A 23,662-nucleotide genomic window follows, 5' to 3' on the forward strand; every position below is an offset into this window, starting at 1 on the left:
AACTCTGACGTCCCCGAGGTATCGCACTTCTGCCACCACTGTGGCAACGATGTGCGCTCCGGGGACGCCGAGCGGAAGAACGCGTACGCTGCCAGGCCCGATGAGCCGGTGGCGTCGTTCAAGCTGGTTTCGACGATCATGCCGCAGGGCTCCGGCACGCAGCCGTACACGTACAAGGTCGCGCTCGGCGTCGGCCTGCTGCTGACCGTCGTGACCGCCGCGCTCGGCGCGCTGCCGGTGGCGATCATGATCGCGGCGTTCGCCATTCCGATCGTCTACATCCTCTACCTGTACGACGTGAACCTCTGGGAGGACGAGCCGATCCCGGTCGTCGCCGCGGCCTTCGTGCTGACCGGCGTCCTGGCCGCGGTGTTCACCTGGCTGTGGTCGGACAAGCTCGCGCTCACGCTCGACACGATCGGTGGCAACGACGCCGGCCCGTCCGGGCGTGACCTGCTGATCCTGCTCCTGCTGGTGCCGGTCGTCTCGGAGCTGATCCGGCAGATCGGCCCGCTCTACCTGGCCTCCCGGCCGCGGTACGACGACCTGATGGACGGCTTCACGTTCGGCGTGGTGGCCGGTGTCGGCTACGCCTGCTTCGAGACGCTGGTGCTGCACTGGGGCTGGATCAGCGGCGGCTTCGCCGGTCCGGGCAGCAGCGCCGGTACCTGGATCTCGATCGTGGTCCTGCACGGTTTCATCAAGCCGCTCATCTACGGTTCGGCGACCGGTCTCGCGGGCGCGGAGTTCTCCGGCCTGGGCGAGGGGTACGACGGCTTCACGCCGCGCTGGGTGTCCGGCGTACTCCAGGCGATCGCGGTCAACGCGCTGTTCCAGGGCGGTGTCTACCTGCTCGGCTTCGTCGGCGGCCACGGCTCGACCATCGGCGCGATCCTCGGTGTGCTCTGGGGCCTGCTGCTGCTCGGCGCGCTGATCATCCGGGTGCGGACCGTGCTGCACAAGGGTCTTCTCGAGGCGGCGCTGGAGTCGGCCGCGCGCGGCGGTTCGAACCACGCGTCCGGCGATCTGGCCTTCTGCTCGCGCTGTGAGATGCCGCTGCTCCCGCACTCCGACTTCTGCTCCGCGTGCGGCAACTCGGTGCGATCCGTGCCGAAGTCCGCCCGGGGTGTGACGGCACCGGTGGGCGCGAGTGGGTACGAAGCGACGACTGGGGAGACGCAGGTATGAGCAATCCACAACCGCCCCACGGACCGGGCGGCCAGCCGCCGTACGGCGGTCAGCCGGGTCATCCCCAAGGTCAGCCGGGTCAGCCCCAAGGTCAGCCGGGTCAGCCCCAGGGTCAGCCGGGTTATGGACAGCAGGGGCAGCCAGGTTATGGGCAGCCGCAGGGGCAGCCTGGCTACGGACAGCAGCCCGGTCAGCCGCAGGGTCAGCCGGGGTACGGTCAGCAGCCGGGCTACGGGCAGCAGCCGCCGCAGGGCCAGCCCGGGTACGGGCGCCCGCCGCAGGCCCCACCGGGATACGGTCAGCAGCCGGGCCGGCCGCCGTACCCGCAGCCTGGTCAGCAGACGTTCCCCGGTCAGCAGCAGGCGCCGTACCAGGGTCAGCAGCAGTACCAGGGCCAGCAGTACCCCGGCCAGCAGCAGTATCCGCAGCAACAGCAGTACCCGGTGCAGCAGCAGTACCCGGGCCAGCAGCAGTGGGGTCAGCACCGTGGTCGGACCCCGCGCGGCAAGGGTGGCAACAAGATCCTGTTCATCGCCGGTGGTGCGTTCGCCGTCGTCGCGGTGATCGGTGTCGTGCTGGCCGTCGTCTTCAACCAGGGCGACGACAAGAAGGCAGAGCCGACCCCGGAGCCGACGACCAGCCAGAGCACCGAGCCGACCGGCAACGTCGACGAGGGCATCGAGGTCGCCGAGGGCGTCTTCGTGAAGCCGCAGCCCGGTTACCTCCGCAAGAGCCTGGACAAGTTCACCGGCGTCTACCTGCTCAAGCAGGGCGAGGCGTACTTCATGGTGAACGCGTGGAAGGCCGACGAGGGTGAGAACACCGCGACCGTGCTCCCGCAGCTGATGTCCGCGGAGACCAAGGACCTGTCCTCGGTCAAGAAGGGCGAGCCGAAGGAGACCAAGCCGGGCGAGGGCGACAAGACCGACGTGAAGGTCGTCACCACGCAGAGCTTCGACGCGGTCTCCACCACCCAGAACGGCAGCTTGCCGGTGGTCGGGTTCGTCGGCGTGATCGAGCGCAACGACGGCGTCATCACGATCATTCGGGTGTACGGGCGCAAGGACAAGGTGTCCACCATCCAGCCGGACTCGACCGCGATGCTGCGGTCGGTGGTCAAGAGCCAGTGACCGGCAAGCGCGACAAGGGTTCCGGCGCGGGTAACCCCTGGGTCAACAAGCCCGGCTCGGACGAGGACGATGCGGCGCCGGTCGAGCCGGAACGGCCGGTGTCGCCCTGGGACCTGGAAGTGCCACCGCCTCCGTCGCCATGGGCCGACCCGAACACCCCCGGACCGGGGCCTGGCCCTGGTCCGGCGACGGAGACGAGCTCGGCCTGGGGTGAGAAGGTCGGGCCGCCGTCGTTGCGGCGGCCACCGCCGGAGAAGAAGGGTCCGCGGTTCCCGCCGCTGCTGATCCCGATCGCCGCCGGCCTGATCGTGGTCGTCCTGGTCGCGATCGCGCTGATCGTGCTGTCCGGCGGCGACGACACCGCGGACCCCACGCCGACCCCGACGCCGACGGTGACTTCGCCGACGACGTCGTACCAGCCGCCCGCGAACGCGATCGCGGTCGGCTTCGGCGTCTCCGTCGTACCGGTGGACGGCTGGAGCCTGCTGGCGAAGGAGACGCAGGGCAAGGAGCTCGTGACGTACGCACCGAACGGCGAGCCGCGCTCGTTCTTCTGGGTCCGGCAGAAGCAGAACGTGACCGCGCAGGCGTACGTGCTCGGCATCGTCGAGGGCGAGACCGAGAACGAGATCGCCCAGCTGGGCAACGTCCGGAACCTGCCGTGCCCGAAGGACGTCCTGGAGGAGTGCGTCGCGATCAGCTACACCTCCACCGCCAAGGACAAGTCCGGCGCGGACGTGAAGGTGCAGGGCTACGTCGAGGCGTACCGGCGCAAGGACAAGGTGGTCACCGCGCTGGACTTCCGCACCCGCGTCGACTTCGCCCAGAAGGCCGAGGCGGACGCGACGACGATGAAGAAGTCGGTGCTCGACAGCCTGTGATGACGATTCCCCTGAACGACCGCGAGGAACAGCTATGAGTCAGCATTACGGGCCGCCCCCGGGACCGCCTCCCGCCCCCGCTCCTGGCGGCTGGGGACCCGGACCCGCCGGTCCCTCGCGGTCTGGTGGTTGGGGACCCGGACCCGCCGGTCCCTCGCGGTCTGGTGGTTGGGGTCCGGGGCCGAACCGGCCGCCGCAGCGCCCGGCGAAGTCGAACCGGACCCAGTGGATCATCATGGCCGGCGCGATCGTCGCGGTCGCGCTGATCGCGGTCGGCGTGGTGGTGCTGGTCACCGGCGGCGGAAAGGGTGACGACCCGGCCGCGACGGACACCCCGGACCCGACCGGCACCCTGTACACGCCGTCGCCGACGCCCACGCCGGACGACACCAAAGGCCCGAACGACATCGGGGTCGAGGTCGGCTGGGGTGTCTGGTTCACGCCGGCCAAGGGCTGGCTGCCGGACTGGGACAAGTCCAAGAGCGGGAAGAACTACATGCTGCAGCAGTTCAACGCGCGCGGGCTGCTCGACGGGTACTACTGGGTCCGGCAGACCGAGTTGTACGACGCGAAGGGCTTCGCCGAGCACCTGGTCGACATCGAGTCGAACGGCATGCAGGGCGTCCGGATCGGCAAGGGCGTGGCCTGCAAGCCGGCGAACGAGTCGATCAAGGCCTGCTATGCGCTGTCGTACGCCGGCGTGTGGGTGGGAAAGACTGGGAAGAAGGTCGCGATGCGGGGCTTCGTGACCGCCTACCAGGACAAGTTCGACCGCGTCACCGCCACCGACGCAGCCCTGGAAACCAGAGTCTACGAACGCCGGGTCAACGAACTCATCTACATGAACAACTCAGTAGTAAAGAGCATGTGACCTGCGCCAACCACCCGCCGAGCATGTGCGGCAACCACCCGCCCGCCCACATGTGACCTGCGGAGCCCACCCACCCGCCGAGCGCAGCGAGGTGGGTGTGTTTTGTGCTTTGACCTGGGGTTTTAGATTCTGTCGGTGGTGGGTCGTACGGTGGGGGACATGAGACAGGTCTCGGATCTCCAGCGTATGGTCGCCCCGCTGAAGGTGGTGTCCGATTTCGAACCGGCCGGTGACCAGCCGGCCGCGATCGCGGACCTCGAGCGGCGGATCAACGCCGGCGAACAGGACGTAGTACTGCTGGGCGCCACCGGAACCGGTAAGACCGCGACCATCGCCTGGCTGGCCGAGAAGATCCAGCGCCCGATGCTGATCCTCCAGCCGAACAAGACCCTGGCCGCCCAGTTCGCGAACGAGCTGCGGCACTTCTTCCCGGCCAACGCAGTCGAGTACTTCGTCTCCTACTACGACTACTACCAGCCCGAGGCGTATGTCCCGCAGACGGACACCTATATCGAGAAGGACTCCTCGATCAACGAGGAGGTCGAGCGCCTGCGGCACTCGGCCACGTGGTCGCTGCTGACCCGCCGCGACGTGGTCGTGGTCGCGACCGTCTCCTGCATCTACGGCCTGGGTTCCGCGGACGAGTACCTGAACCGCATGATCCACGTGAAGGTCGGCACCGAGATGGACCGCGACGGCCTGCTCCGCAAGCTCGTCGGCGTGCAGTACGCGCGGAACGACCTGGCCGGCACCCGGGGCACGTTCCGGGTCCGCGGCGACACGCTCGAGGTGTTCCCGGTGTACCAGGAGCTCGCCGTCCGGGTGGAGTTCTTCGGTGACGAGATCGAGCGCGTGATGACGCTGCACCCGCTGACCGGTGAGGTGATCAGCGAGGAGGACGAGGTCTACATCGGCGCCGCGACGCACTACGTGACCGCGCCGGAGCGGATGGAGCGCGCGATCACCTCGATCGAGGCCGAGCTGGAGGAGCGGCTGGCCGAGCTGGAGCGCGGTGGCCAGTTGCTGGAAGCACAGCGGCTCCGGATGCGGACGACGTACGACATCGAGATGATGCGTCAGATCGGCACGTGCTCCGGCATCGAGAACTACTCGCGGCACACCGACGGTCGAGAGCCGGGTACCGCGCCGCACTGTCTGCTGGACTACTTCCCCGAGGACTTCCTGCTGGTCATCGACGAGTCGCACGTGACCGTCCCGCAGATCGGCGGGATGTACGAGGGCGACATGTCCCGGAAGCGGACGCTGGTCGAGCACGGGTTCCGGCTGCCGTCGGCGATGGACAACCGCCCGCTGCGCTGGGAGGAGTTCCTGGAGCGGATCGGCCAGACCGTCTACCTGTCCGCGACCCCGGGGCAGTACGAGCAGGACAAGTCCGACGGGCACGTCGAGCAGCTCATCCGGCCGACCGGTCTGGTCGACCCCGAGGTGATCGTGAAGCCGACCAAGGGCCAGATCGACGACCTGATCCACGAGATCCGGATCCGGGTCGAGCGCGACGAGCGCGTCCTGGTCACCACCCTGACCAAGAAGATGTCCGAGGACCTGACCGACTACCTGCTGGAGATGGGAATCCGGACCAGGTATCTGCACAGCGAGGTCGACACGCTCCGCCGGGTCGAGCTGCTCCGCGAGCTGCGAATGGGCGAGTACGACGTCCTGGTGGGTATCAACCTGCTGCGTGAGGGCCTCGACCTGCCGGAGGTGTCGCTGGTCGCGATCCTGGACGCCGACAAGGAGGGCTTCCTGCGCTCCGGCCGGTCGCTGATCCAGACCATCGGCCGCGCCGCCCGGAACGTGTCCGGCCAGGTGTTCATGTACGCCGACAAGATCACCCCGTCGATGGAGCTGGCGATCGACGAGACCAACCGGCGCCGGGCCAAGCAGATCACGTACAACGAGGCGAACGGCGTCGACCCGCAACCGCTGCGGAAGAAGATCGCCGACATCACCGACATGCTGGCCCGCGAGGACGCCGATACCGCCGAGCTGCTCGGCTCCGGCCGGACACAGTCGCGCGGCAAGGCACCGGTGCCGGGTGGAGGCAAGGCGAAGGCGGGGGAGAAGGCGAAGGAGCTGGCCGGCGGCCTGCCGTCGTCCGACCTGGCCGACCTGATCCAGCAGCTCACCGACCAGATGCACAACGCGGCCGCGGAGCTCCAGTTCGAGGTCGCGGCCCGCTACCGCGACGAGATCTCCGAGCTGAAGAAGGAGCTCCGTCAGATGACCAACGCGGGAGCGAAGTAGTCAGTCCCGCGGTACGACGGTGTGCTTCGGTGACTCGTCGACGTGCAGGGTGAAGATGTCCGGCCGCGCATAGTGGCCGACGGCATCGAAATCGAACCTGCCGCGATCCAGCTCGCCGAGGTCCAGCTCGGCGAGCAGGACACCTTCGCCACCGCGTAACGGGCCGGCCAGGATCTCACCGAGCGGGGAGACGATCACGCTGCCGCCGTTGATCAGGACCGTCTCCGGCGCGTCGCCCTGGATCGGATGGACGTCGTCGGGGAGGTCGGCGCGGGTGAGGTACTGGTTCGCGCTGATCACGAAGCAGCGGCCCTCGAGTGCGACATGCCGCATGGTCGCTTGCCACTGATCACGGTCGTCCACCGTGGGTGCGCACCAGAGCTCGACACCCTTGGCGTACATGGCCTGCCGGAACAGCGGCATGTAGTTCTCCCAGCAGATCGCAGCGCCGAGCACACCGAACTCCGTGCGTACGGCGGGCATGGTCGAGCCGTCGCCCTGGCCCCAGAGGAAGCGCTCGGCCGCGGTCGGCATCAGCTTGCGGTGCTGTGCGACCAGTCCGCCGACCGGGTCGATGAACAGCGCCGTGCAGTACAACGTGCCACCATCGCGCTCGATGACGCCGGCGACGACGTGAACGCCCAGCTCGGCCGCGAGTTCGGCCAGCCTGCTGGTCTCCGGACCGGGCACCTCGACCGCCGCCTCGCGGTACCGCCTAAAGGTGTCGCGTCCTTCGGGTGACCGCGAACCAACGGTGACGCCGAAGTCGAGCCCTTTCGGGTAGCCACCGAGAAAGGCCTCCGGCAAGACGACCAGCCGCGCGCCGCCCGCTGCGGCCTCCCGCAGGTACCGCTCGGCCTTGACCAGGGTCGCGGGGGTGTCGAACAGCGTGGAACCGGCCTGGACCGCGGCGACGACGACAGAAGTCATGCCGAGCAGCGTAGTTCTGTCCGCCGCGAGGTCTACTGTGCCTGTCAGACCTACCAGGGGAGGACGGCAATGTTCGATCACCTGTCGCTGCAATGTGACGACCTGGGCGCGAGCCGGCGGTTCTACGAGCAGCTGCTCGGTCCGCTGGGGATCAGCGTGAGCATGGACTTCGGCGACGTGCTCGGGCTGTCCGGGCCGGACGGCGTACCGAAGTTCTGGCTCGGCAAGCACACGACCGGCGGCGCGCAGCGGGAGATTCACCTCGCCTTCACCGCCCCGGATCGCGCGGCGGTGGATACCTTCCACGCCTCCGCTCGGGAGTTGGACGCCGAGATCCTGCACGAACCCCGCGAATGGCCTGAGTACCACCCCGGCTACTACGCGGTCTTCGTGCGCGACCCGGACGGCAACAATGTCGAAGCGGTGAGCCACGCGTGACGAGGCTGAGTGGTAAAGAGATCCTCGCGCACTGCCTGGCGAAGCCGGGCGCCTGGCAGGACGAGCCCTGGGAGGGGGATGTCGTCGCGAAGGTCGGCGACAAGATCTTCGCGTTCCTCGGCGGTGGCGAGGGAGTCGGGCTCAAGTGCGGCGCCAACCGGGACGAGGCGGACGAACTCGTCGACACCTACCCCGACGACGTCAGCAAGATGGCCTACATCGGGCGATCCGGGTGGAACACGGTCCGCCTCGGCGGGACTGTTCCCGACGCCGAGATCCTCGAGCTGATCGACACGTCGTACGAGACGATCGTCGCCAAGCTGCCGAAGAGCAGACGCCCGTAGCAGACGAACACCACGCGTCCATCGGGGGCCAATTGATCACGCTGCGCAATTATTCCCTGACTGGGCTGTGACGATATCGACAGGCGGAGACGGCGCGCTGGATTTGGAGTCTTGGACATCGACCCGTCAGAATAGTCGTGGAGAAGGGGAGTATTCCTTCGCGGCGGCATCGTCATCACGGTCAAGGATTCGCTCCTGCGCCCGGTGCCACCGGCCGGACTCATCACACTGAGTGCGGCGGAAGAGACCTTCGGAGTCCTGTTTCGTCTGAGCTCCGGAGGTTATTTGATGCACGTTGCTGACTACGTTTGGTACATCACGGTCGGCGTGCTGCTCGCGCTGCTGGCCTTCGACGTCTTCATCATCGGCCGCCGCCCGCACGAACCGACCACCCGGGAGTCCGCGATCGCGATCGCGTTCTACATCGGTCTGGCGGTCCTGTTCGGCCTCGGGGTGTGGGTGTTCTCGGGCGGCAACTATGCGGGGGAGTTCTTCGCCGGCTGGCTGACCGAGTACAGCCTCAGCGTGGACAACCTGTTCATCTTCCTGATCATCATGTCGAGGTTCGGCGTACCCAGGAAGTACCAGCAGACCGCCCTGCTGGTGGGCATCATCCTGGCGCTCGTCTTCCGCGGCATCTTCATCGCGGTCGGTGCGGCCGCGATCAACCAGTTCTCCTGGATCTTCTACCTGTTCGGCGCGTTCCTGCTCTACACCGCGGTCCACCTGGCGAGGCAGGGCGAGAACGACGACGAGGACTTCAAGGAGAACGCGGTCATCCGGTTCGCCAAGAAGCGGCTGAACGCCACCGACGAGTACAACGGCGTCAAGCTCACCGTGATCAAGAACGGCAAGCGGCTCGTCACCCCGATGGCGATCGTGATCGTCGCGCTCGGTACCACCGACCTGCTGTTCGCGCTCGACTCGATCCCGGCGATCTACGGCCTGACCCAGGAGCCGTTCCTGGTCTTCACCGCGAACGTGTTCGCGCTGATGGGTCTGCGGCAGCTGTACTTCCTGCTCGGCGATCTGCTCAAGCGTCTGGTCTACCTGTCGCTCGGCCTGTCGGTCGTGCTCGCCTTCATCGGCGTGAAGCTGGTGCTGCACGCGATGCACGAGAACGAGCTCCCGTTCATCAACGGCGGCCACCACATCGAGTGGGCTCCCGATATCCCGATCTGGTTCTCGCTCGGCTTCATCATCATCACGCTCGGTATCACCACCGTCGCCAGCCTCCGCAAGTCCCGCGCCCTCCCGGCGGACCCCGCGGCGGACACCGACGACCCGCCGGCCGCTTCGAACGGCACGCCGGCCGCTTCGAACGGCACGCCGGCCGCCTCGAACGGTACGACGGAGCCCGAGCTCGACCCGAAGACCAAGGCGGAGCTCGACGCCCTCCGCGAGCCGGAGCCGCACGAGTCGGACTCCAAGAAGCCCTGACCTGACAAGCCTTCACGTCGCCCCGGACCCTGCGGTCCGGGGCGACTCGTCTGACAGCCCCTCACCTGGTCCGTCGTACCAGCGACTTGGTGCGGACGGGACCGATCCGGTGCCTGTTCTGCCGCGAACCGCTGGAAAAGGGCGGGGACCGGTGGAGGGATCGAGATCATGCGAGTGCCCGGACTGCACAAGCTCAGCAAGCGACCCGGACGAGACCGCGGACGGCATCGCCGCGGCCGGCCGGCGGCCCAGCATCGCTGGCAGTCGGCGGGTTTGGCCGGTGGGGTGTTGACCCTCGCAGCGGTGGTGGCTCTCACGGCGTCGGGGACCGCACAGCTCCCGGACCGCCCCCCGACCGGCCGGTACGACGCGGCCGAGGGTGCGGAGGCGTCAACGGCCGATCCGTTCATCGATGACGAGGTGCTGGACGAGTTCGTCAAGCCGGAGCAGCTGGTCGCGGTCCCCGTCGGACCTGGCCGGGTGGCGAAACCGGTGCAGATGGTGCTCTCCGGTGCGCCGGTGATCAGCACGCTCGGCGAGAGCGGGATCCCCGAGGTCGCCGTACGGGCGTACAAGAAGGCCGAGGCGCGGTTGGCAGTCAGCGACCCCGGTTGCGGGGTGCCGTGGACGCTGCTCGCCGCGATCGGACGGGTGGAGTCCAACCACGGGCGGTTCGGTGGCGCCAAGCTGCGCGACGACGGCTCGGCCACCCGGCGGATCCGCGGCATCCCGCTCGACGGCCGGCCGAACGTCGCGCTGATCCGCGACTCCGACGGCGGCGCGCTCGACGGCGACACCGTGTATGACCGCGCGGTCGGGCCGATGCAGTTCATCCCGTCGACCTGGCGCTCGGTGAACGCGGACGGCAACGGCGACGGGTTCGCCGACCCGAACAACCTGTTCGACGCTGCGCAGGGCGCCGCCCAGTACCTCTGTACCGGTACGTCGAACCTGCGCGACCCGGCCCGCGCCGGTCAGGCGGTACGGCGCTACAACAACGCCGACTCCTACGTCCGGGTAGTACTCGGGCTGGCCCGGACGTACGAAGCCGGCCGGGTGGTCGGCCTGCCGTCGACCGGAGACCTGCTCCCGAACGAGCCCGTCGACCCGCCGGCGATCCGCCCCTGGCCGACCGACGATCAGCCAGGCGACTCGGTCCTCGCCAAACCCGCCCCAACCCAACGCACCGAACCCGCCTGGCCACCACGAGCGACAACCCGCCGGCAGCCGACGACCGCGCCACCGAACTGGCCGAACCCGGTCGTCCCCCTGCCCAGCAAGCCCACCGCCCCCAAACCCACCGCAAGTACAACCAACCCGAAGCCGTCCCAGCCGACCCAGACCCAACCGCCCCAGCCGAAGCCGTCGGCGGCGCAGCCGTCCAAGTCCGCTCCGACCCAACCGCCCAAGCCGACACCGTCCCGTCCGACGGTGACCGAGCCCCGACCGTCCGAACCCGAGTCGACGCAACCGTCCCAGCCGAAGCCGTCCGAGCCTCAACGGTCCGAGCCCAAGCCGACCCAACCGTCCGAGCCCAAGCCGACCCAACCGTCCGAGCCGAAGCCATCCGAGCCGAAGCCATCCGAGCCGAAGCCGTCTGAGCCCGAGGCGACTCAGCCGCCCGAGCCGACACCGTCACAGCCGAAGGCGTCCGAGGCCGAGCCGTCGGAGTCCGGTTCACCCACGCCGGCACCGTCCGCCGAACCGACCCTGGAGCGGAAGCCGAACACAGCCGCGGTCGGCTGGGCTCCGGCGATGCGCCAAGTAGTCGGCCGAGCCCTGGCCAACCCCACCTGCCCCCCAACCCGCACTCCCGCAACCGACCAGCGCTCGAAGACCTGCCCCGACGCCTCGGCGAAGCCGTCCCCGGCCCGGGACGACAAGAACCCGGACGCCAAGAACCCGGACGCCAAGAACCCGGCCGCCAAGAACCCGGCCGCCAAGAACCCGGCCGACAAGAACCCGGCCGACAAGAACCCGGCCGACAAGAACCCGGCCGACAAGAACCCGGCCGACAAGAACCCGGCCGACAAGAGCCAGGACGGCCAGAACCGGGAACGGTGCACACCGCAGAACGTGTGCAAGGTCCCGAGTTCCCCGCGTCCGCCCGCCAAGCCCGGGCGCTGAGCGACAGGCCGCCATGCATCCGAGGTGCACGATCCAGTGCGTCGCCGGGTTGAAGCGAGAGCTCCACGAAGGAGCTCTCGCCCGGCCGGTCGGTGGCGCGGGCTCCGGGGACGAGGGCCTCTCCGGGTGGTTAGTGGCGCTTGCGGCGGTCTGCCTTCGACTGCGCTCGGCGGCGCTTCCGCTCGCGGCGAGCCCGGTCCTGCTCGGCGTGGGTTCGCTCATGCTCGGGGTGGGTTAGCTCATGCTCGGTGTGGGTGGACCTGGTGCTCCCCGGTGACGCGGTGCTGTCACCGGCCTTGACCCGGGCGTTGCGGATCAGAACCACAACCACGCAGAGGATCGCCAGCCCGGAGAACATGATCACGTACCACATGCTGATCCCCTCCCGGTCCCCGTCGATTCTCGACGGCCCGACCGGCGAGCGCCTCATCCGCCGCGGGTGACAGCCGCCGCGCCTCGCCTGCCCACCCAGCTTCCCAGGGGTTGCCCGCTCACCTGGAGGGTTGCCCACTCAGATTCTCAGTGGGCAACCCTCCAACTCAGGGGATGCCCACTGAGTTGGAGGGTTCGCCGAACCGGGTCGGGCGTGGGACGGCGGGATCGGGGGTGGGGAGGGTTCGCCGAACCGGGTCGGGCGTGGGACGGCGGGATCGGGGGTGGGGAGGGTTCGCCGAACCGCGGGTGGCCGGGGTGGTCCCGAGGTGATCCGGCGGGTGGGGGGCGGGGTCAGGGGTGGGAGAGGGGTCTCACCCCAGCCGTGGACGACGGAGGCGGCCCGGGAGGAGCGCGCCGAGGAGTTCTGAGCGGATGGCGAGGGTTTGGGTGGTTGGGGCTTCGAGGGGGATGCGGTTGAGGCCTCGAACTGCGGTGCGGAGGATGCCGTTGCCTTGGGCTACTAGGTCGGCGGGGATCGCGGGGGCGCCGTGGAGGGCGCTGAAACGCTGCCTACGGCGGCGGCGTTGGAGTCGGTGTCGCGGTCGGCGGCGACGGACAGGCCGAGCGTACGGCGGTAGTCGCCGTCTCCCCAGAGCAGGGCGGTGCTGATGATGGCCGCGGAGGCTGTCGATGGCGAAGCCCTCGTCCTCCGGTCGGCAGAGCGCGAACAGGCAGGCTGTTGGTGGGAGAACGAGCCGGGCTGCAGTACTCGGGTGCTTCGCCGAGCCAACGCTCCGGGGCTCACCGAACCGCGGCGCCTGTTCGCTGACGACGAGGTCACAGGAGGGAGGCGCGAGCGGCACGTGCTCGGCGTCTTGCATGCACACGCGGAAGGTGGGTTTGCAGAGCGCGGGCCGTTCGGAGCTGTTCAGCGGGCAGATCAAACGGCGACCAGGTGGGCGCCGGACCTGGTGAGTCAGGCCGACCGGTACGCCGGACCGCAGGCCAACTCGAGTACGTCGAGGCCGTCGACTTTGCCGAGGGCCGCGGTCAGGCTCCGGTGGGCGGATGCCGGAGCCGGACCGCGGATTACCGGGCGAGCGGGACGGCCAGGTCGACGACCTGGACACTGCTCGGGAAGGTCCCGAGCTTGGTGGCCTTGCCAGTGGTGAGGCCGATGTCGTACAGCCGCATGCGTCCGCCGGTGTTCAGTACGGCGAGACCGCGGTTGCCGCCGCCTTGCGTGGAGATGTCGAACCCGGCCCACGGGCCGGCATCGACGGTGAGCTTGCCGGTGGGCGCGAGCAGCCCGGCGTTCGCCGGTGACTGGATCACGACCTGGTCGAGCATGGTGTCGATGTCGAACAGCGTCGTCGCGGTGTTCGGGTCGAGGTCGTTGTTCGTGTACGCCGCCGCCGTCACCTGGGTCGCCGTGGTCGGCGGAGCCGGCGGCACGCCCGGGTAGGCCAGCGTGCCGTCGGTGGCGGTCATGCCCGCGGCGGGCGTACCGGCGGGGTCGTCGAGGTTGTGACGCAGGTTCTGGCCGGTGTCACTGATCACCCGCAGCCGGTTCGCGGCCGGGTTGAAGTCGACGCCGAAGTTCTGCCCGGACAGCGGGACGGTGAGCTGCGAGACCTTCGTGGCCTGCCCGAAGGAGGCACCGGTGGTGATCGTGTAGATGCCGCCGCGGTCGCCGACGCCGTACAGCTTGCCGTTCTGAACGCGGTAGTCGATGCCGACCAGCCGCTGGTCGCCCTCCAGTCCCTGGACCCGCGCCGTACTCCGGATCTTGTCAGGGGAGGTGCTCCGGAACTTCACCAGCCGGCCTTTGTCGGTCAAGCCGACCACCTCGGAGCGCTGGGGCTGGGCCGCCGCGGCCGGAGCCGGTGCGGCCGCGGCCACGGTCGGCGTGACGCGGGCCGTCGCCTGTGTCCCGCCGGTGAGGGCCAGTGCCGTCGCGGGCAACGCGATCGCGGCCGCCGTGGCGGCGACGACGAAGACGTGTCGTCGTGGTTGGTACATGCTGATTCACCTCTCGGTCGCGGCGCCGATCCACCTCGCGCGGCCGGTCGCCGGGCGGACCCGCCGGTGGGCCCAGCTCCGGCGGCGTCTCAAGCCCGTCTTCGTCGCGGGCGGCCGATCGGATGTGCGCGATCAGAAGCGGGCGGCGGTGACCAGGGTGGCGCGGCGTTCGTCGGAGACGGGTTCGTCTTCGAGGCGCTTGCCGGTTTCGGAGGCGTGCAGCATGCCGGTGGGGGAGACGAAGCCGACGTGGTGGACCTGCTTGCCGGGCCGGGCGAAGAAGTAGAGGTCGCCTGGCAGGGCGTCGTCGACCGGGATGTTCTCGAGGGCGTCGGCCTGGTCGTGGGCGTCGCGCGGGATGCGGACGCCGAGGACGCGGCAGACGGTGTGAATCAGCCCGGAGCAGTCCAGTCCGTACGCCGAGGTCCCACCCCACAGGTACTCGAGCCCGAGGAACTGCGCCCCCAACCGCAGCCGGTCCTCGACCGTGGCGGGTTCCTCAACAGAGCGCAGTACGTCGTCCGGCAGCCAGGCAGAACCATCCGGTGTGGCGACCCGGGTGTACCCGTCCGCGTGCTCGACCGACGCCAGCACAGTCCCGAACGACAACTCGCCCACGGCACCACGACCCGGCTCCGGCTGCAGCACAGCAGTCGGTACGGCGATCGCGACCGGCGCGGTCGCACTCCCGGGCAACTCACCCAGGTGGCTGGACGGGACCCAGCCCGGGTAGCCCAGCTCGTCCTGGGACGACGGCTGCCACGGCGCGACGATCTCGGACCAGCCATCACGTTCGGAGCGGACCAGCACAGGTTCGGCGAACAACAACTGGGTCAGGGTCCGGCCGTGCAGGCCGAGTCGGGTCTCGGCATCCATGGACTTGGCCCACGCGGCCACATCGGGTTGGGCGGCGATCGCAGGGGAATCGATGTCACGCGGGGCGTCCGGTGCGGTCCACACGGTGCTGACCGGGACCTTGGCGGCGACTAGCTTCATACGGTCAAGCCTGTCACGCCGAGTCCAGGAGCCGTAGGCAGGTGGATCAGCGAGCCTTCGTACCGGATGCCACCGGCCACCGGCGCCTCGCGCAGCCACCAGGCCGCATCCAGATCGTTGACCGCGGAGGTCGGGTACGCCGACACCAGTGCGGCCGCCGCACCTACACCGACGTGGCTCTCCATCATCGAGCCGACAATGGTCCGGATTCCGTGCTCCCGGGCCAGTTCCAGGAGTGTCCGGGCCGGTCCGAGTCCACCGCACTTGGCCAGCTTCACGTTGACCATGTCCGCGGCGCCGAGCCGGATCACGTTGACCAGGTCGCGTACGCCGTACACCGATTCGTCGGCGAGGATCGGCGTACTGACCCGATCGGTCACCCACGCCATGCCTTCGAGATCGTCGGCCGCGACCGGCTGCTCGACCAACTCGAGTGCGCAGCCGGCGTCCTCCAGCGCACGGATCGCATTCACCGCGTCGCGCCGGGACCAGCCCTGATTGGCGTCGAGCCGGAGCGTCGGCCCCGGTCCGATCGCCTCGCGCACCCGTCGGACCCGTTCGACGTCGGCAGTCGCGTCGGTGCCGACCTTGACCTTGAGTACGTCGAACCCGTCCGCGACTCGAGCCTGTCCGGCAGCCGCGAGCGCATCCGCGTCACCAACGGACAGCGTCACATCGGTACGCACGGTGTCGACCGTCGAGCCGAGGAATCCGTGCAGGGTTTGACCACGACGCCGCGCGGCCAGATCGTGCAATGCGATGTCGACAGCGGCCTTGGCGCCGAAGTTGCCGGCAGCAGCGTTCTGCACGCGGCGCAGCGCTTCGGTGAGATCGTCCGGCCCGAGACCGTCCAGCGCGGTGGTGATCGGACCTTCGACGCAGGCCTGCGCACCGGCGAGCGACTCGCCCGTGACCTTCCAAACCTGCGGAGCCTCGCCCCAGCCGCTCAGTTCGTCGTCGCTGATCTCGACCAGCAGCGAGTCCGCGTGGGTCGCCGTACGCAAGGCCGTCACGAACGGCGTGTGCAGCGGCGCCGAGACCAACTGCGTGCTGACCTTCATCGCACCCCTCCGAGGTCGTGCCGGTGGTTCCAGGCTTCGAGGGCGATCGCGGCGATCAGCTTCTGGGCTTCCGCGTCGGGCAGGTCGGACGTCGTACACACGACCAGCACGAAGGGCTCCGCGTCGGCCGGCCGAACGATGCCGCCGTCGTGGCGGATCCGGGTGTCCCAGCCGTTCTTGTGCTCGACCCGGGTGCCGTCGGGCAGCAACGCCGGGATCTCGCCGTTCCACTGATTGGCCGCCAGCAGATCCCGCAGGTAGTCGCCCTTCTCATTGCCCACAGCAACCAGGACGCCGGCCAGCCCGGCCGGGCTCATCAGGTTGCTGATACCTGCCCGCTGCGCGGCCGCGTCGTCGATCCCGCGGCGGATCGCGCTGTCGCCGGCGCCGTACTCCGCGAGGACGGCCTGCGCGGCGGGGACGCCGACCTGCTCGAGGACGAGATCGGTCGCGAGGTTGCTGGAGCGGGTGATCATCTCGGTCGCCAGCCACCCGAGCGGCGCCGTCGTACCGAGCTTGGTCCAGGTCGCCGGTGCTTCGTCCTCGTCCGGGTTCACACCGAACCGCCCGCCGGCTGCGGACGCGAAGTCGTTGTGCACGGTCACCGGCTGGTCCAGCGCCAGCTCACCGGCCTCGACCTTGCGCATCATCGCCATCGCCACCGGCAGCTTCATCGTGCTCGCGGCGTAGTGCGTCCGCTCCGCCGCGTGCTCGAACACCGGTACGCCGTCCAGCCGGCCGAGCCAGACCCCGAACTCCCCGCTCCCGTCGACCGCTCGGAGCAGCTCCGCGATTCCCATGCCGGTCACCCAATCACAGACTCACCTGGCAGACTGCCGAGGGTGTCCCGGGCTCTCGGCATCCTCCTCGGCTTCGCCGCCGATCGTGCCTTCGGCGATCCGCGCCGCTTCCACCCCGTCGCCGGTTTCGGCCAGGCGGCCGCCCGGCTGGAGTCCCGCTGGTACGACGACTCCCGCGCGGCAGGTACGGCGTACGCCACCGTCCTCGTCGGCACGGCGACCGCCGCCGGAGTCCTCGTCGAGCGGCTGACCAAGAACCGCCCGATCGCGCACACGCTCGTCACCGCGGCCGCGACCTGGACCGTGCTCGGCGCGCGCAGCCTGGAGCGGGAGGCCTCGGTGATGGCCGGGCTGCTGGAGGACAAGGACATCCCGGCCGCGCGAGACCGACTCAGCCATCTGTGTGCGCGGGACGCGACCGACCTGGAGGCCGACGAGCTCGCCCGGGCGACTGTCGAGTCGATCGCCGAGAACACGTCGGACGCGTGTGTGGCGCCGCTGCTGTGGGGCGGAGCACTCGGCGTACCGGGGCTGCTTGGCTACCGGGCGGCCAACACGCTGGACGCGATGGTGGGCTACAAGTCGGCGAAGTACCTGAACTTCGGATGGGCGTCGGCGCGGCTGGACGACGTACTCAACCTCCTGCCCGCTCGCGCCTGTGCGGTGCTCACCGGACTCGCGGCCGGGCGGCCCAGGGAGGTTGTGGCGGTGTGGAGGCGGGACGCGCCGAAGCATCCGAGTCCGAACGCCGGGCCGGTGGAGGCGGCGTTCGCCGGGGCACTCGACCTGACCCTCGGCGGGACCAACAGCTACGGGTCGTATCAGGAGGACCGTGGCACGCTGGGGGACGGGCCCACGCCGGCCGTCGCGGATGTACGCCGTACCGCCGCGCTGGCTCGACGCGTCGGGATCGCAGCTGCCGGGGTCGCGGCGATCGTGGCCCTCGGGTGGAAAGGGAAGCGATGGGGCTGAGCCGACGGCCGATGCGGATCGCGCTGATCCGGCACGGCGAGTCCGAGGCGAACCTGGACAAGACGATCTTCGAGCGCGTCCCCGACCACGCGATCCCGCTGACCGCGCACGGCCACGAGCAGTCGGCCAAGGCGGGCACGTACCTGCGGGAGCTGTTCGAGAACGAGCCGGTCGGGGTGTACGTCTCGCCGTACCTGCGTGCCCGGCAGACGCTGGACTCGCTCGGGCTCGACGATCTGATCGGCATCGCCAGGGAGGAGCCGAGGCTGCGGGAGCAGGACTGGGCGAACTACCAGGACACCGCGGACATCGAGCAGCAGGAGAAGCTGCGGGACCGGTACGGGCACTTCTTCTACCGGTTCACGCACGGTGAGTCGGGGTCGGACGTGTACGACCGGGTGTCGACGTTCCTGGAGACGATGCACCGCGACTTCGAGAGCGCGGACGCGCCACGCAACGTGCTGCTGGTCTCACACGGGCTGACGATGCGGTTGTTCTGCATGCGCTGGTTCCACTGGTCGGTGCGGTTCTTCGAGACGTTGCGGAACCCGGAGAACGCCGAAACACGCGTCCTGCTGCGCCAGCCGGATTTCCGGTACAAGCTGGACCGGCCGTTCGAACAGTGGACACACTACGAACCGACGGAACGGGAGCGATCGGCATGGTTGTAGAACAGACCCGGGAAGCGGTGCTCGAGCTGCTGGCGAGCCTCTCGCCCGACCAGCTCGACAAGATCAAGGCACCCTTCGACACGCCTGATCACCAGCAGTGGACGTATCTGCCCGGTCCGGTGCCCGGCCTTGCGCTGACCGAGCTGACGCCGGCGCAGCAGCGGCTGGTCGAGCGCCTGGTGGCGATCGGGTGCAGCGAGCGGGGTGCGGCCGATGCGTGGGCGGTGTGGGACGCCGAGGTCATCGTCCGTGGCATTCCCGCGCTGCCGCCGTCGGGGGAGTGGGAGGGGTCGGTCGTGGGCGACCGGTACTTCCTCCGGGTGCTGGGCGATCCGGAGGGGACGGAGCCGTGGGCCTGGCGGCTGAACGGTCACCACCTCGCGCTGCACGTCACGCTCGTCGACGGCGCCATCTCGTTCACCCCACAGTTCTTCGGGTCGAACCCGGCGGAGGTCCGCACCGGCCCGTCGGCCGGACGACGCTTCCTGGCCGCCGAGCAGGACCTCGGCTTCCAGCTGCTGCACGCGCTCGAGCCCGGCCAGCTCTCCGTCGCACTGGTCTCCGACGCGGCACCGGACGACATCCTGACCCGCCACGACCCGATCGCCGACGCGTCGCTGCTCCACCGCGGTCTGGCGTACGGCGACATGACCGCGGACCAGCGTCAGCTCTTCAGCCTCCTCATCGGTCAGTACGTCGGCCGCGCCGCCGGACCGATCGGGTTGCAGACCTGGCAGGACATCACCGACCAGGGCATCGAGCGCCTGACCTTCGCCTGGGCCGGCGAGACCGAACCCGGCGTCGGCCACCGCCACTACTACTCGATCGCCGGCCCGACGTTCCTCGCCGAGTACGACAACACCCAAGACGACGCCAACCACATCCATTCAGTCTGGCGTGACGTTCGCAACGACTGGGGAATCGACCTCCTCGCCGCCCACTACGCCGCGCACCGCTGACGCGGCGCACGGCGCTTCGGCTGCTCAGCTGTGGAGCGGCCGGAACTCGTGGGTGATCGTCCACGTGGCGGTGCGGTGACCGAGGCGGCTGGCGTCGGTCATGGCCTTCCGGAAGTGGAAGCCGAGCCAGATCCTGGCATTCATGGTCTCGGCATCGAGGGCCGCGGCGCCTCCTTCAGGTGAAGCCGGACTGATGGCTTGCGCTGAAGAAGACGCTGCCGTGCGACGCCGAGAGGGCGTTCACAGTACAAACCCTTAGCATTCCGGCCTACACCTGATGCCGTGTCGGGTCAACGGCGAGGCCTGTGCCCAGTGGGCCGGAACGTCGGTCGGCTAGAGTCGGCTCGTCATCGACGGCATCAGCAGGAACCCGGTGTGAGTCCGGGACGGTCCCGCCACTGTGAACCCTCATGGGGAAGTCAGGAACTGCCGCCGTCGTACCTCCGTCCGGGGCGTGGACACCCCGAGGAAGGACTGGCGTGCCTGCCAACCTGCTGCTGCTCTCGACCGCCGATACCGACCTGCTTGCCGCTGCCGAGGCGGGTGCGGGCTGGGCGGTCGCCAACCCAGCCCGGCTGGAGCTCGACGGCCTGGCTCCTCTGCTCGACGCCGCCGAGGTTGTCGTGGTTCGCTTGCTCGGCGGGCGGCGCGCCTGGGAAGAAGGGCTCGACGCGGTCGTCGCGTCCGGCAAGCCGGCCGTGGTGGTCAGCGGCGAGGCCGCGCCCGACGCCGAGCTGATGTCGCTGTCGACCGTGCCCGCGGGGGCGGTGACCGAGGCGCTGGCGTACCTCCGCGAAGGCGGTTCCGAGAACCTGCGTAACCTGGCCGGCTTCCTCCGCGACACGCTGCTCCTGACCGGTGACGAGTTCGAGCCGCCTCGCGCACTTCCGGCGTACGGCGTGCGTGGGACGTACGTCGAGGACGACCGGCCGGTGGTCGGGATCGTGTACTACCGCGCGCACGAGATCTCCGGGAACACCGCCTTCGTCGACACCCTCGCCACCGCCGTCGCGGAGGCGGGCGCGCAGCCGCTACCGGTGTACTGCGGCACCCTGCGCGGACTCGATCCGACGTCATCCGAGAACGCCGAGCTGTTCGAGCTCCTGCGCAGGTGCGATGTCCTGGTCACGACGCTGCTCGCCGCCGGTGGATCCGTCGCGGCCAACGCGAGTGCCGGCGGTTCGGACGACGCCTGGGACGCCGGCGCGCTCGCGTCCCTCGACATCCCACTGATCCAGGGCCTCGCGCTGACGTCGCCCCGCGAGCAGTGGCTGGCCAGTGACGCCGCGATCAGCCCGCTGGACGCGGCGACCCAGGTCGCGATCCCGGAGTTCGACGGGCGCCTGATCACGATCCCGTTCTCGTTCAAGTCGTACGACGCCGACGGGCTGGCCCGGTACGCGCCGGACCCGGAGCGGTGTGCCCGGCTGGCCGGGATCGCAGTCGCGCACGCTCGCCTCCGCCACGTGCCGGCTGCGGACAAGCGGCTCGCTCTGGTGTTGTCGTCGTACCCGACCAAGCACGCGCGGATCGGAAACGCGGTCGGGCTGGACACGCCGGCCTCGGCGGTCGTCCTGCTCGGGCAGCTGGAGCAGGCCGGGTACGACCTCGGCGGGCTCGACCTCAGCGAGCTGCAAGGGGCGGACGGTGCCGACGGGTTGATCCATCGGCTGATCGCGGCCGGTGGTCACGACGTCGACTGGCTGACCGACGAGCAACTGGAGTCGGCGGTCGCCAAGATCCCGCTGCCGGTCTACGCGCAGTGGTTCGGGCGGGCGCCGGAATCGTTGCGCGAGGCAATGACCGAGGCCTGGGGCGCGGCGCCCGGTTCGCTGTACGTCGACACATCCGGTGACGAACCCGCGATCGCGCTGGCGGCGCTGCGGTTCGGGAACGTCGTGCTGATGATCCAGCCGCCGCGTGGCTTCGGCGAGAACCCGGTGGCGATCTACCACGACCCGGACATGGCGCCGTCGCACCACTACCTGGCGGCGTACCGCTGGCTCGAGGCTCCGGCGGAGGAGGGTGGCTTCGGCGCGCACGCCGTCGTACATCTGGGTAAGCACGGGACGCTCGAATGGCTGCCGGGCAAGGGCATCGGGATGGCGGCCGACTGCGCGCCGGACGCCGTCCTCGGGAATCTGCCGATGGTCTATCCGTTCATCGTCAACGACCCTGGCGAGGGGACGCAGGCCAAACGGCGCGCGCACGCGACCGTCGTCGACCACCTGGTGCCGCCGATGGCGCGCGCGGAGACGTACGGCGATATGGCCAAGCTGGAGTACCTGCTCGACGAGTATGCGACCGTGTCGGCGCTGGATCCGGAGAAGGTGCCGACGCTGCGGGCGCAGATCTGGACGCTGATCCAGGCGGCGCAGTTGCATCACGACCTGCACACCTCCGAGCGGCCGGAGGACGACGACTTCGACGAGTTCGTCCTGCATCTCGACGGGTATCTGTGCGAGATCAAGGACGTGCAGATCCGTGACGGGCTGCACATCCTCGGTGGTGCGCCGGACGGCGAAGCGCGAGTCAACCTGGTGCTCGCCGTCCTGCGGGCCCGCCAGCTGTGGGGTGGTTCGTACTCGATCCCCGGGCTGCGGACCGCGCTGGGGGAGACCTTCGGGGTGGATGAAGCAGAGTTGCTTGCGAACCCTGGACAGGCCGCCGAGCTCGCAGACCTGGCGACGCTCGCGGATCTGCCTGCCGTGAGCGGCGCCGATGGTGTGGACTTGCTGGAGGCGGTCGCGCGGAAGCTCGTCGTCGGGATGGAGACGCTGAGCTGGGACGCCGCGAAGGTCCCGGTCGTCGTGACCGAGATCCTCGGCCGGTCGTCGGCCCAGGTCGAGTCATCGCTGACGTTCGCCGCTACGGAGGTCGTGCCGCGGTTGGCCCGGACCGGTGACGAACTGACGAACGTCCTGCGGGCACTCGACGGCCGCTTCGTCGAGGCCGGGCCGTCGGGATCGCCGACCCGTGGTCTGGTCAACGTGCTCCCGACCGGCCGCAACTTCTATGCCGTCGACCCGAAAGCCATCCCGAGCCGCAACGCCTGGGACGTCGGCGTCGCCCTGGCCGACTCCCTCCTGGCCCGGCACCAGGCCGAGACGGGGGAGTGGCCGCGCTCGGTCGGACTGACCATCTGGGGTACGTCGGTCATGCGCACCCAGGGCGACGACCTCGCCGAGGTGCTGTGGCTGCTCGGTTGCCGCCCGGTCTGGGACGAGGCCTCGCGGCGGGTCACCGGCTTCGAGGTGGTCGGTCCGGAGGAGCTCGGCCGGCCCCGGATCGACGTCACGATCCGGATCTCCGGGTTCTTCCGGGACGCGTTCCCGCACGTGGTCGCGCTGCTGGACGAGGCCGTGCGTACGGTCGCCGCCCTCGACGAACCCGCCGACGGCAACTACCTGCGCGCCCACGTGGACGCTGATGTTGCTGAGGGCAATGATCTGCGATCGGCCACCGCCCGCGTCTTCGGCTCCAAGCCCGGCTCGTACGGCGCCGGCCTGCTGCCGCTCGTGGACGCGCGGAACTGGCGCACCGACGCCGAACTGGCCGAGGTGTACGCGGTCTGGGGCGGGTACGCGTACGGCAAGGGCCTGGACGGCGCGGAGGCCCGCGGCTCGATGGAACGCGCGTACGCCCGGATCCAGGTGGCGGCGAAGAACGCGGACACCCGCGAGCACGACATCATGGACTCCGACGACTACTTCCAGTACCACGGCGGCATGATCGCGACGGTCCGCCACCTGACCGGCGCGAACCCGAAGGCGTACGTCGGCGACTCCGCCGTACCGGCGCAGGTGCGCACCCGGACGCTGGAGGAGGAGACCAAACGGGTCTTCCGGGCGCGGGTGGTGAACCCGCGATGGATGGCGGCGATGCGGCGGCACGGGTACAAGGGCGCCTTCGAGATGGCCGCGACGGTGGACTACCTGTTCGGGTACGACGCAACCGCGGGCGTGGTGGACGACTGGATGTACGAGACGCTGACCACGGAGTACGTCGCCGATCCCGAGATGGCGGAGTTCTTCCGCAAGTCGAACCCGTGGGCGCGGCACGGCATCGCCGAACGCCTGCTGGAAGCAGCCCAGCGCGGTCTGTGGTCATCGCCGTCCGATGAGGCGCTGGAGACGCTGCGGAGTGCGGTCCTTGAGACGGAGGGTGACATCGAAGACCGCGGCTGATTGGG

19 protein-coding genes and 1 riboswitch are annotated in these 23,662 nt (G+C 69.4%); of the genes, 13 read left to right on the forward strand and 6 right to left on the reverse strand.

Annotation, left to right across the window (positions count from 1 at the left end; all coding sequences use genetic code 11):
- Window positions 1-51 precede the first annotated feature (51 nt).
- The 5 genes from ACZ3HV_RS02015 (at window position 52) to uvrB (ending at window position 6,335) form a co-directional block, all read left to right on the forward strand.
- A complete protein-coding gene (locus ACZ3HV_RS02015; RefSeq protein WP_465679956.1) occupies window positions 52-1,188 on the forward strand; it encodes a PrsW family glutamic-type intramembrane protease in 1,137 nt (378 codons plus the stop codon).
- Entirely contained in the window at window positions 1,185-2,318 is a 1,134-nt protein-coding gene (locus ACZ3HV_RS02020; protein ID WP_465679958.1) for a hypothetical protein, read from the forward strand. The genes ACZ3HV_RS02015 and ACZ3HV_RS02020 overlap by 4 nt, the downstream gene beginning before the upstream one ends.
- Window positions 2,315-3,199, forward strand: coding sequence for a hypothetical protein (locus tag ACZ3HV_RS02025; protein WP_465679959.1), 885 nt, complete (start codon window positions 2,315-2,317; stop codon window positions 3,197-3,199). The genes ACZ3HV_RS02020 and ACZ3HV_RS02025 overlap by 4 nt, the downstream gene beginning before the upstream one ends.
- Window positions 3,200-3,434: 235 nt before the next feature.
- Entirely contained in the window at window positions 3,435-4,070 is a 636-nt protein-coding gene (locus ACZ3HV_RS02030) for a hypothetical protein (protein WP_465679961.1), read from the forward strand.
- 159 nt (window positions 4,071-4,229) lie between these two features.
- Entirely contained in the window at window positions 4,230-6,335 is a 2,106-nt protein-coding gene (uvrB, locus tag ACZ3HV_RS02035; protein ID WP_465679963.1) for an excinuclease ABC subunit UvrB, read from the forward strand.
- Here uvrB and ACZ3HV_RS02040 read toward each other — a convergent pair whose 3' ends face one another.
- A complete protein-coding gene (locus tag ACZ3HV_RS02040) occupies window positions 6,336-7,265 on the reverse strand; it encodes a nitrilase-related carbon-nitrogen hydrolase (RefSeq protein ID WP_465679965.1) in 930 nt (309 codons plus the stop codon).
- 69 nt (window positions 7,266-7,334) lie between these two features.
- Here ACZ3HV_RS02040 and ACZ3HV_RS02045 point away from each other — a divergent pair, with 69 nt between their 5' ends.
- The 4 genes from ACZ3HV_RS02045 (at window position 7,335) to ACZ3HV_RS02060 (ending at window position 11,614) form a co-directional block, all read left to right on the forward strand.
- Window positions 7,335-7,703, forward strand: coding sequence for a VOC family protein (locus ACZ3HV_RS02045; RefSeq protein WP_465679967.1), 369 nt, complete (start codon window positions 7,335-7,337; stop codon window positions 7,701-7,703).
- Window positions 7,700-8,047 (forward strand): MmcQ/YjbR family DNA-binding protein, encoded by a 348-nt coding sequence (locus tag ACZ3HV_RS02050; protein ID WP_465679969.1) that lies wholly within the window; start codon window positions 7,700-7,702, stop codon window positions 8,045-8,047. The genes ACZ3HV_RS02045 and ACZ3HV_RS02050 overlap by 4 nt, the downstream gene beginning before the upstream one ends.
- Window positions 8,048-8,335: 288 nt before the next feature.
- A complete protein-coding gene (locus tag ACZ3HV_RS02055; RefSeq protein WP_465679971.1) occupies window positions 8,336-9,487 on the forward strand; it encodes a TerC family protein in 1,152 nt (383 codons plus the stop codon).
- A gap of 168 nt (window positions 9,488-9,655) precedes the next feature.
- Entirely contained in the window at window positions 9,656-11,614 is a 1,959-nt protein-coding gene (locus tag ACZ3HV_RS02060) for a lytic transglycosylase domain-containing protein (protein ID WP_465679973.1), read from the forward strand.
- A 130-nt stretch (window positions 11,615-11,744) separates the two neighbouring features.
- Here ACZ3HV_RS02060 and ACZ3HV_RS02065 read toward each other — a convergent pair whose 3' ends face one another.
- The 5 genes from ACZ3HV_RS02065 to ACZ3HV_RS02085 all read right to left on the reverse strand — a co-directional run bounded on the left by ACZ3HV_RS02065 (window position 11,745) and on the right by ACZ3HV_RS02085 (window position 16,868).
- Window positions 11,745-11,987: a hypothetical protein gene (locus ACZ3HV_RS02065; protein ID WP_465679975.1), complete on the reverse strand. Its 243-nt coding sequence runs from the start codon at window positions 11,985-11,987 to the stop codon at window positions 11,745-11,747.
- Window positions 11,988-13,078: 1,091 nt separating this feature from the next.
- Window positions 13,079-14,011 carry a DUF4394 domain-containing protein gene (locus tag ACZ3HV_RS02070; protein WP_465679977.1) on the reverse strand — a complete coding sequence of 311 codons (933 nt, stop codon included), beginning with the start codon at window positions 14,009-14,011 and terminating at the stop codon, window positions 13,079-13,081.
- A gap of 132 nt (window positions 14,012-14,143) precedes the next feature.
- Window positions 14,144-15,007, reverse strand: a complete 864-nt coding sequence (locus ACZ3HV_RS02075) for a C40 family peptidase (protein WP_465679979.1) — start codon at window positions 15,005-15,007, stop codon at window positions 14,144-14,146.
- A complete protein-coding gene (locus ACZ3HV_RS02080) occupies window positions 15,004-16,068 on the reverse strand; it encodes a mandelate racemase/muconate lactonizing enzyme family protein (protein WP_465679981.1) in 1,065 nt (354 codons plus the stop codon). The genes ACZ3HV_RS02075 and ACZ3HV_RS02080 overlap by 4 nt, the downstream gene beginning before the upstream one ends.
- Window positions 16,065-16,868 carry a serine hydrolase gene (locus ACZ3HV_RS02085; protein WP_360378259.1) on the reverse strand — a complete coding sequence of 268 codons (804 nt, stop codon included), beginning with the start codon at window positions 16,866-16,868 and terminating at the stop codon, window positions 16,065-16,067. Before ACZ3HV_RS02085 ends, ACZ3HV_RS02080 begins: the two co-directional genes overlap by 4 nt.
- 42 nt (window positions 16,869-16,910) lie before the next feature.
- On the opposite strand from ACZ3HV_RS02085, the gene ACZ3HV_RS02090 reads away from it, so the two are divergent.
- The 4 genes from ACZ3HV_RS02090 (at window position 16,911) to cobN (ending at window position 23,657) form a co-directional block, all read left to right on the forward strand.
- Window positions 16,911-17,840 (forward strand): cobalamin biosynthesis protein, encoded by a 930-nt coding sequence (locus tag ACZ3HV_RS02090; RefSeq protein WP_465679983.1) that lies wholly within the window; start codon window positions 16,911-16,913, stop codon window positions 17,838-17,840.
- Window positions 17,831-18,511: a phosphoglycerate mutase family protein gene (locus ACZ3HV_RS02095; RefSeq protein WP_465679984.1), complete on the forward strand. Its 681-nt coding sequence runs from the start codon at window positions 17,831-17,833 to the stop codon at window positions 18,509-18,511. Before ACZ3HV_RS02090 ends, ACZ3HV_RS02095 begins: the two co-directional genes overlap by 10 nt.
- Window positions 18,502-19,470, forward strand: coding sequence for a DUF3500 domain-containing protein (locus ACZ3HV_RS02100; RefSeq protein WP_465679986.1), 969 nt, complete (start codon window positions 18,502-18,504; stop codon window positions 19,468-19,470). The genes ACZ3HV_RS02095 and ACZ3HV_RS02100 overlap by 10 nt, the downstream gene beginning before the upstream one ends.
- A 309-nt stretch (window positions 19,471-19,779) precedes the next feature.
- A riboswitch (cobalamin riboswitch) is annotated at window positions 19,780-19,921 on the forward strand.
- A gap of 28 nt (window positions 19,922-19,949) precedes the next feature.
- Window positions 19,950-23,657, forward strand: a complete 3,708-nt coding sequence (gene cobN / locus ACZ3HV_RS02105) for a cobaltochelatase subunit CobN (protein ID WP_465679988.1) — start codon at window positions 19,950-19,952, stop codon at window positions 23,655-23,657.
- The last annotated feature ends 5 nt before the right edge of the window (window positions 23,658-23,662 follow it).

It is taken from the genome of Kribbella sp. NPDC020701 (assembly GCF_055562215.1).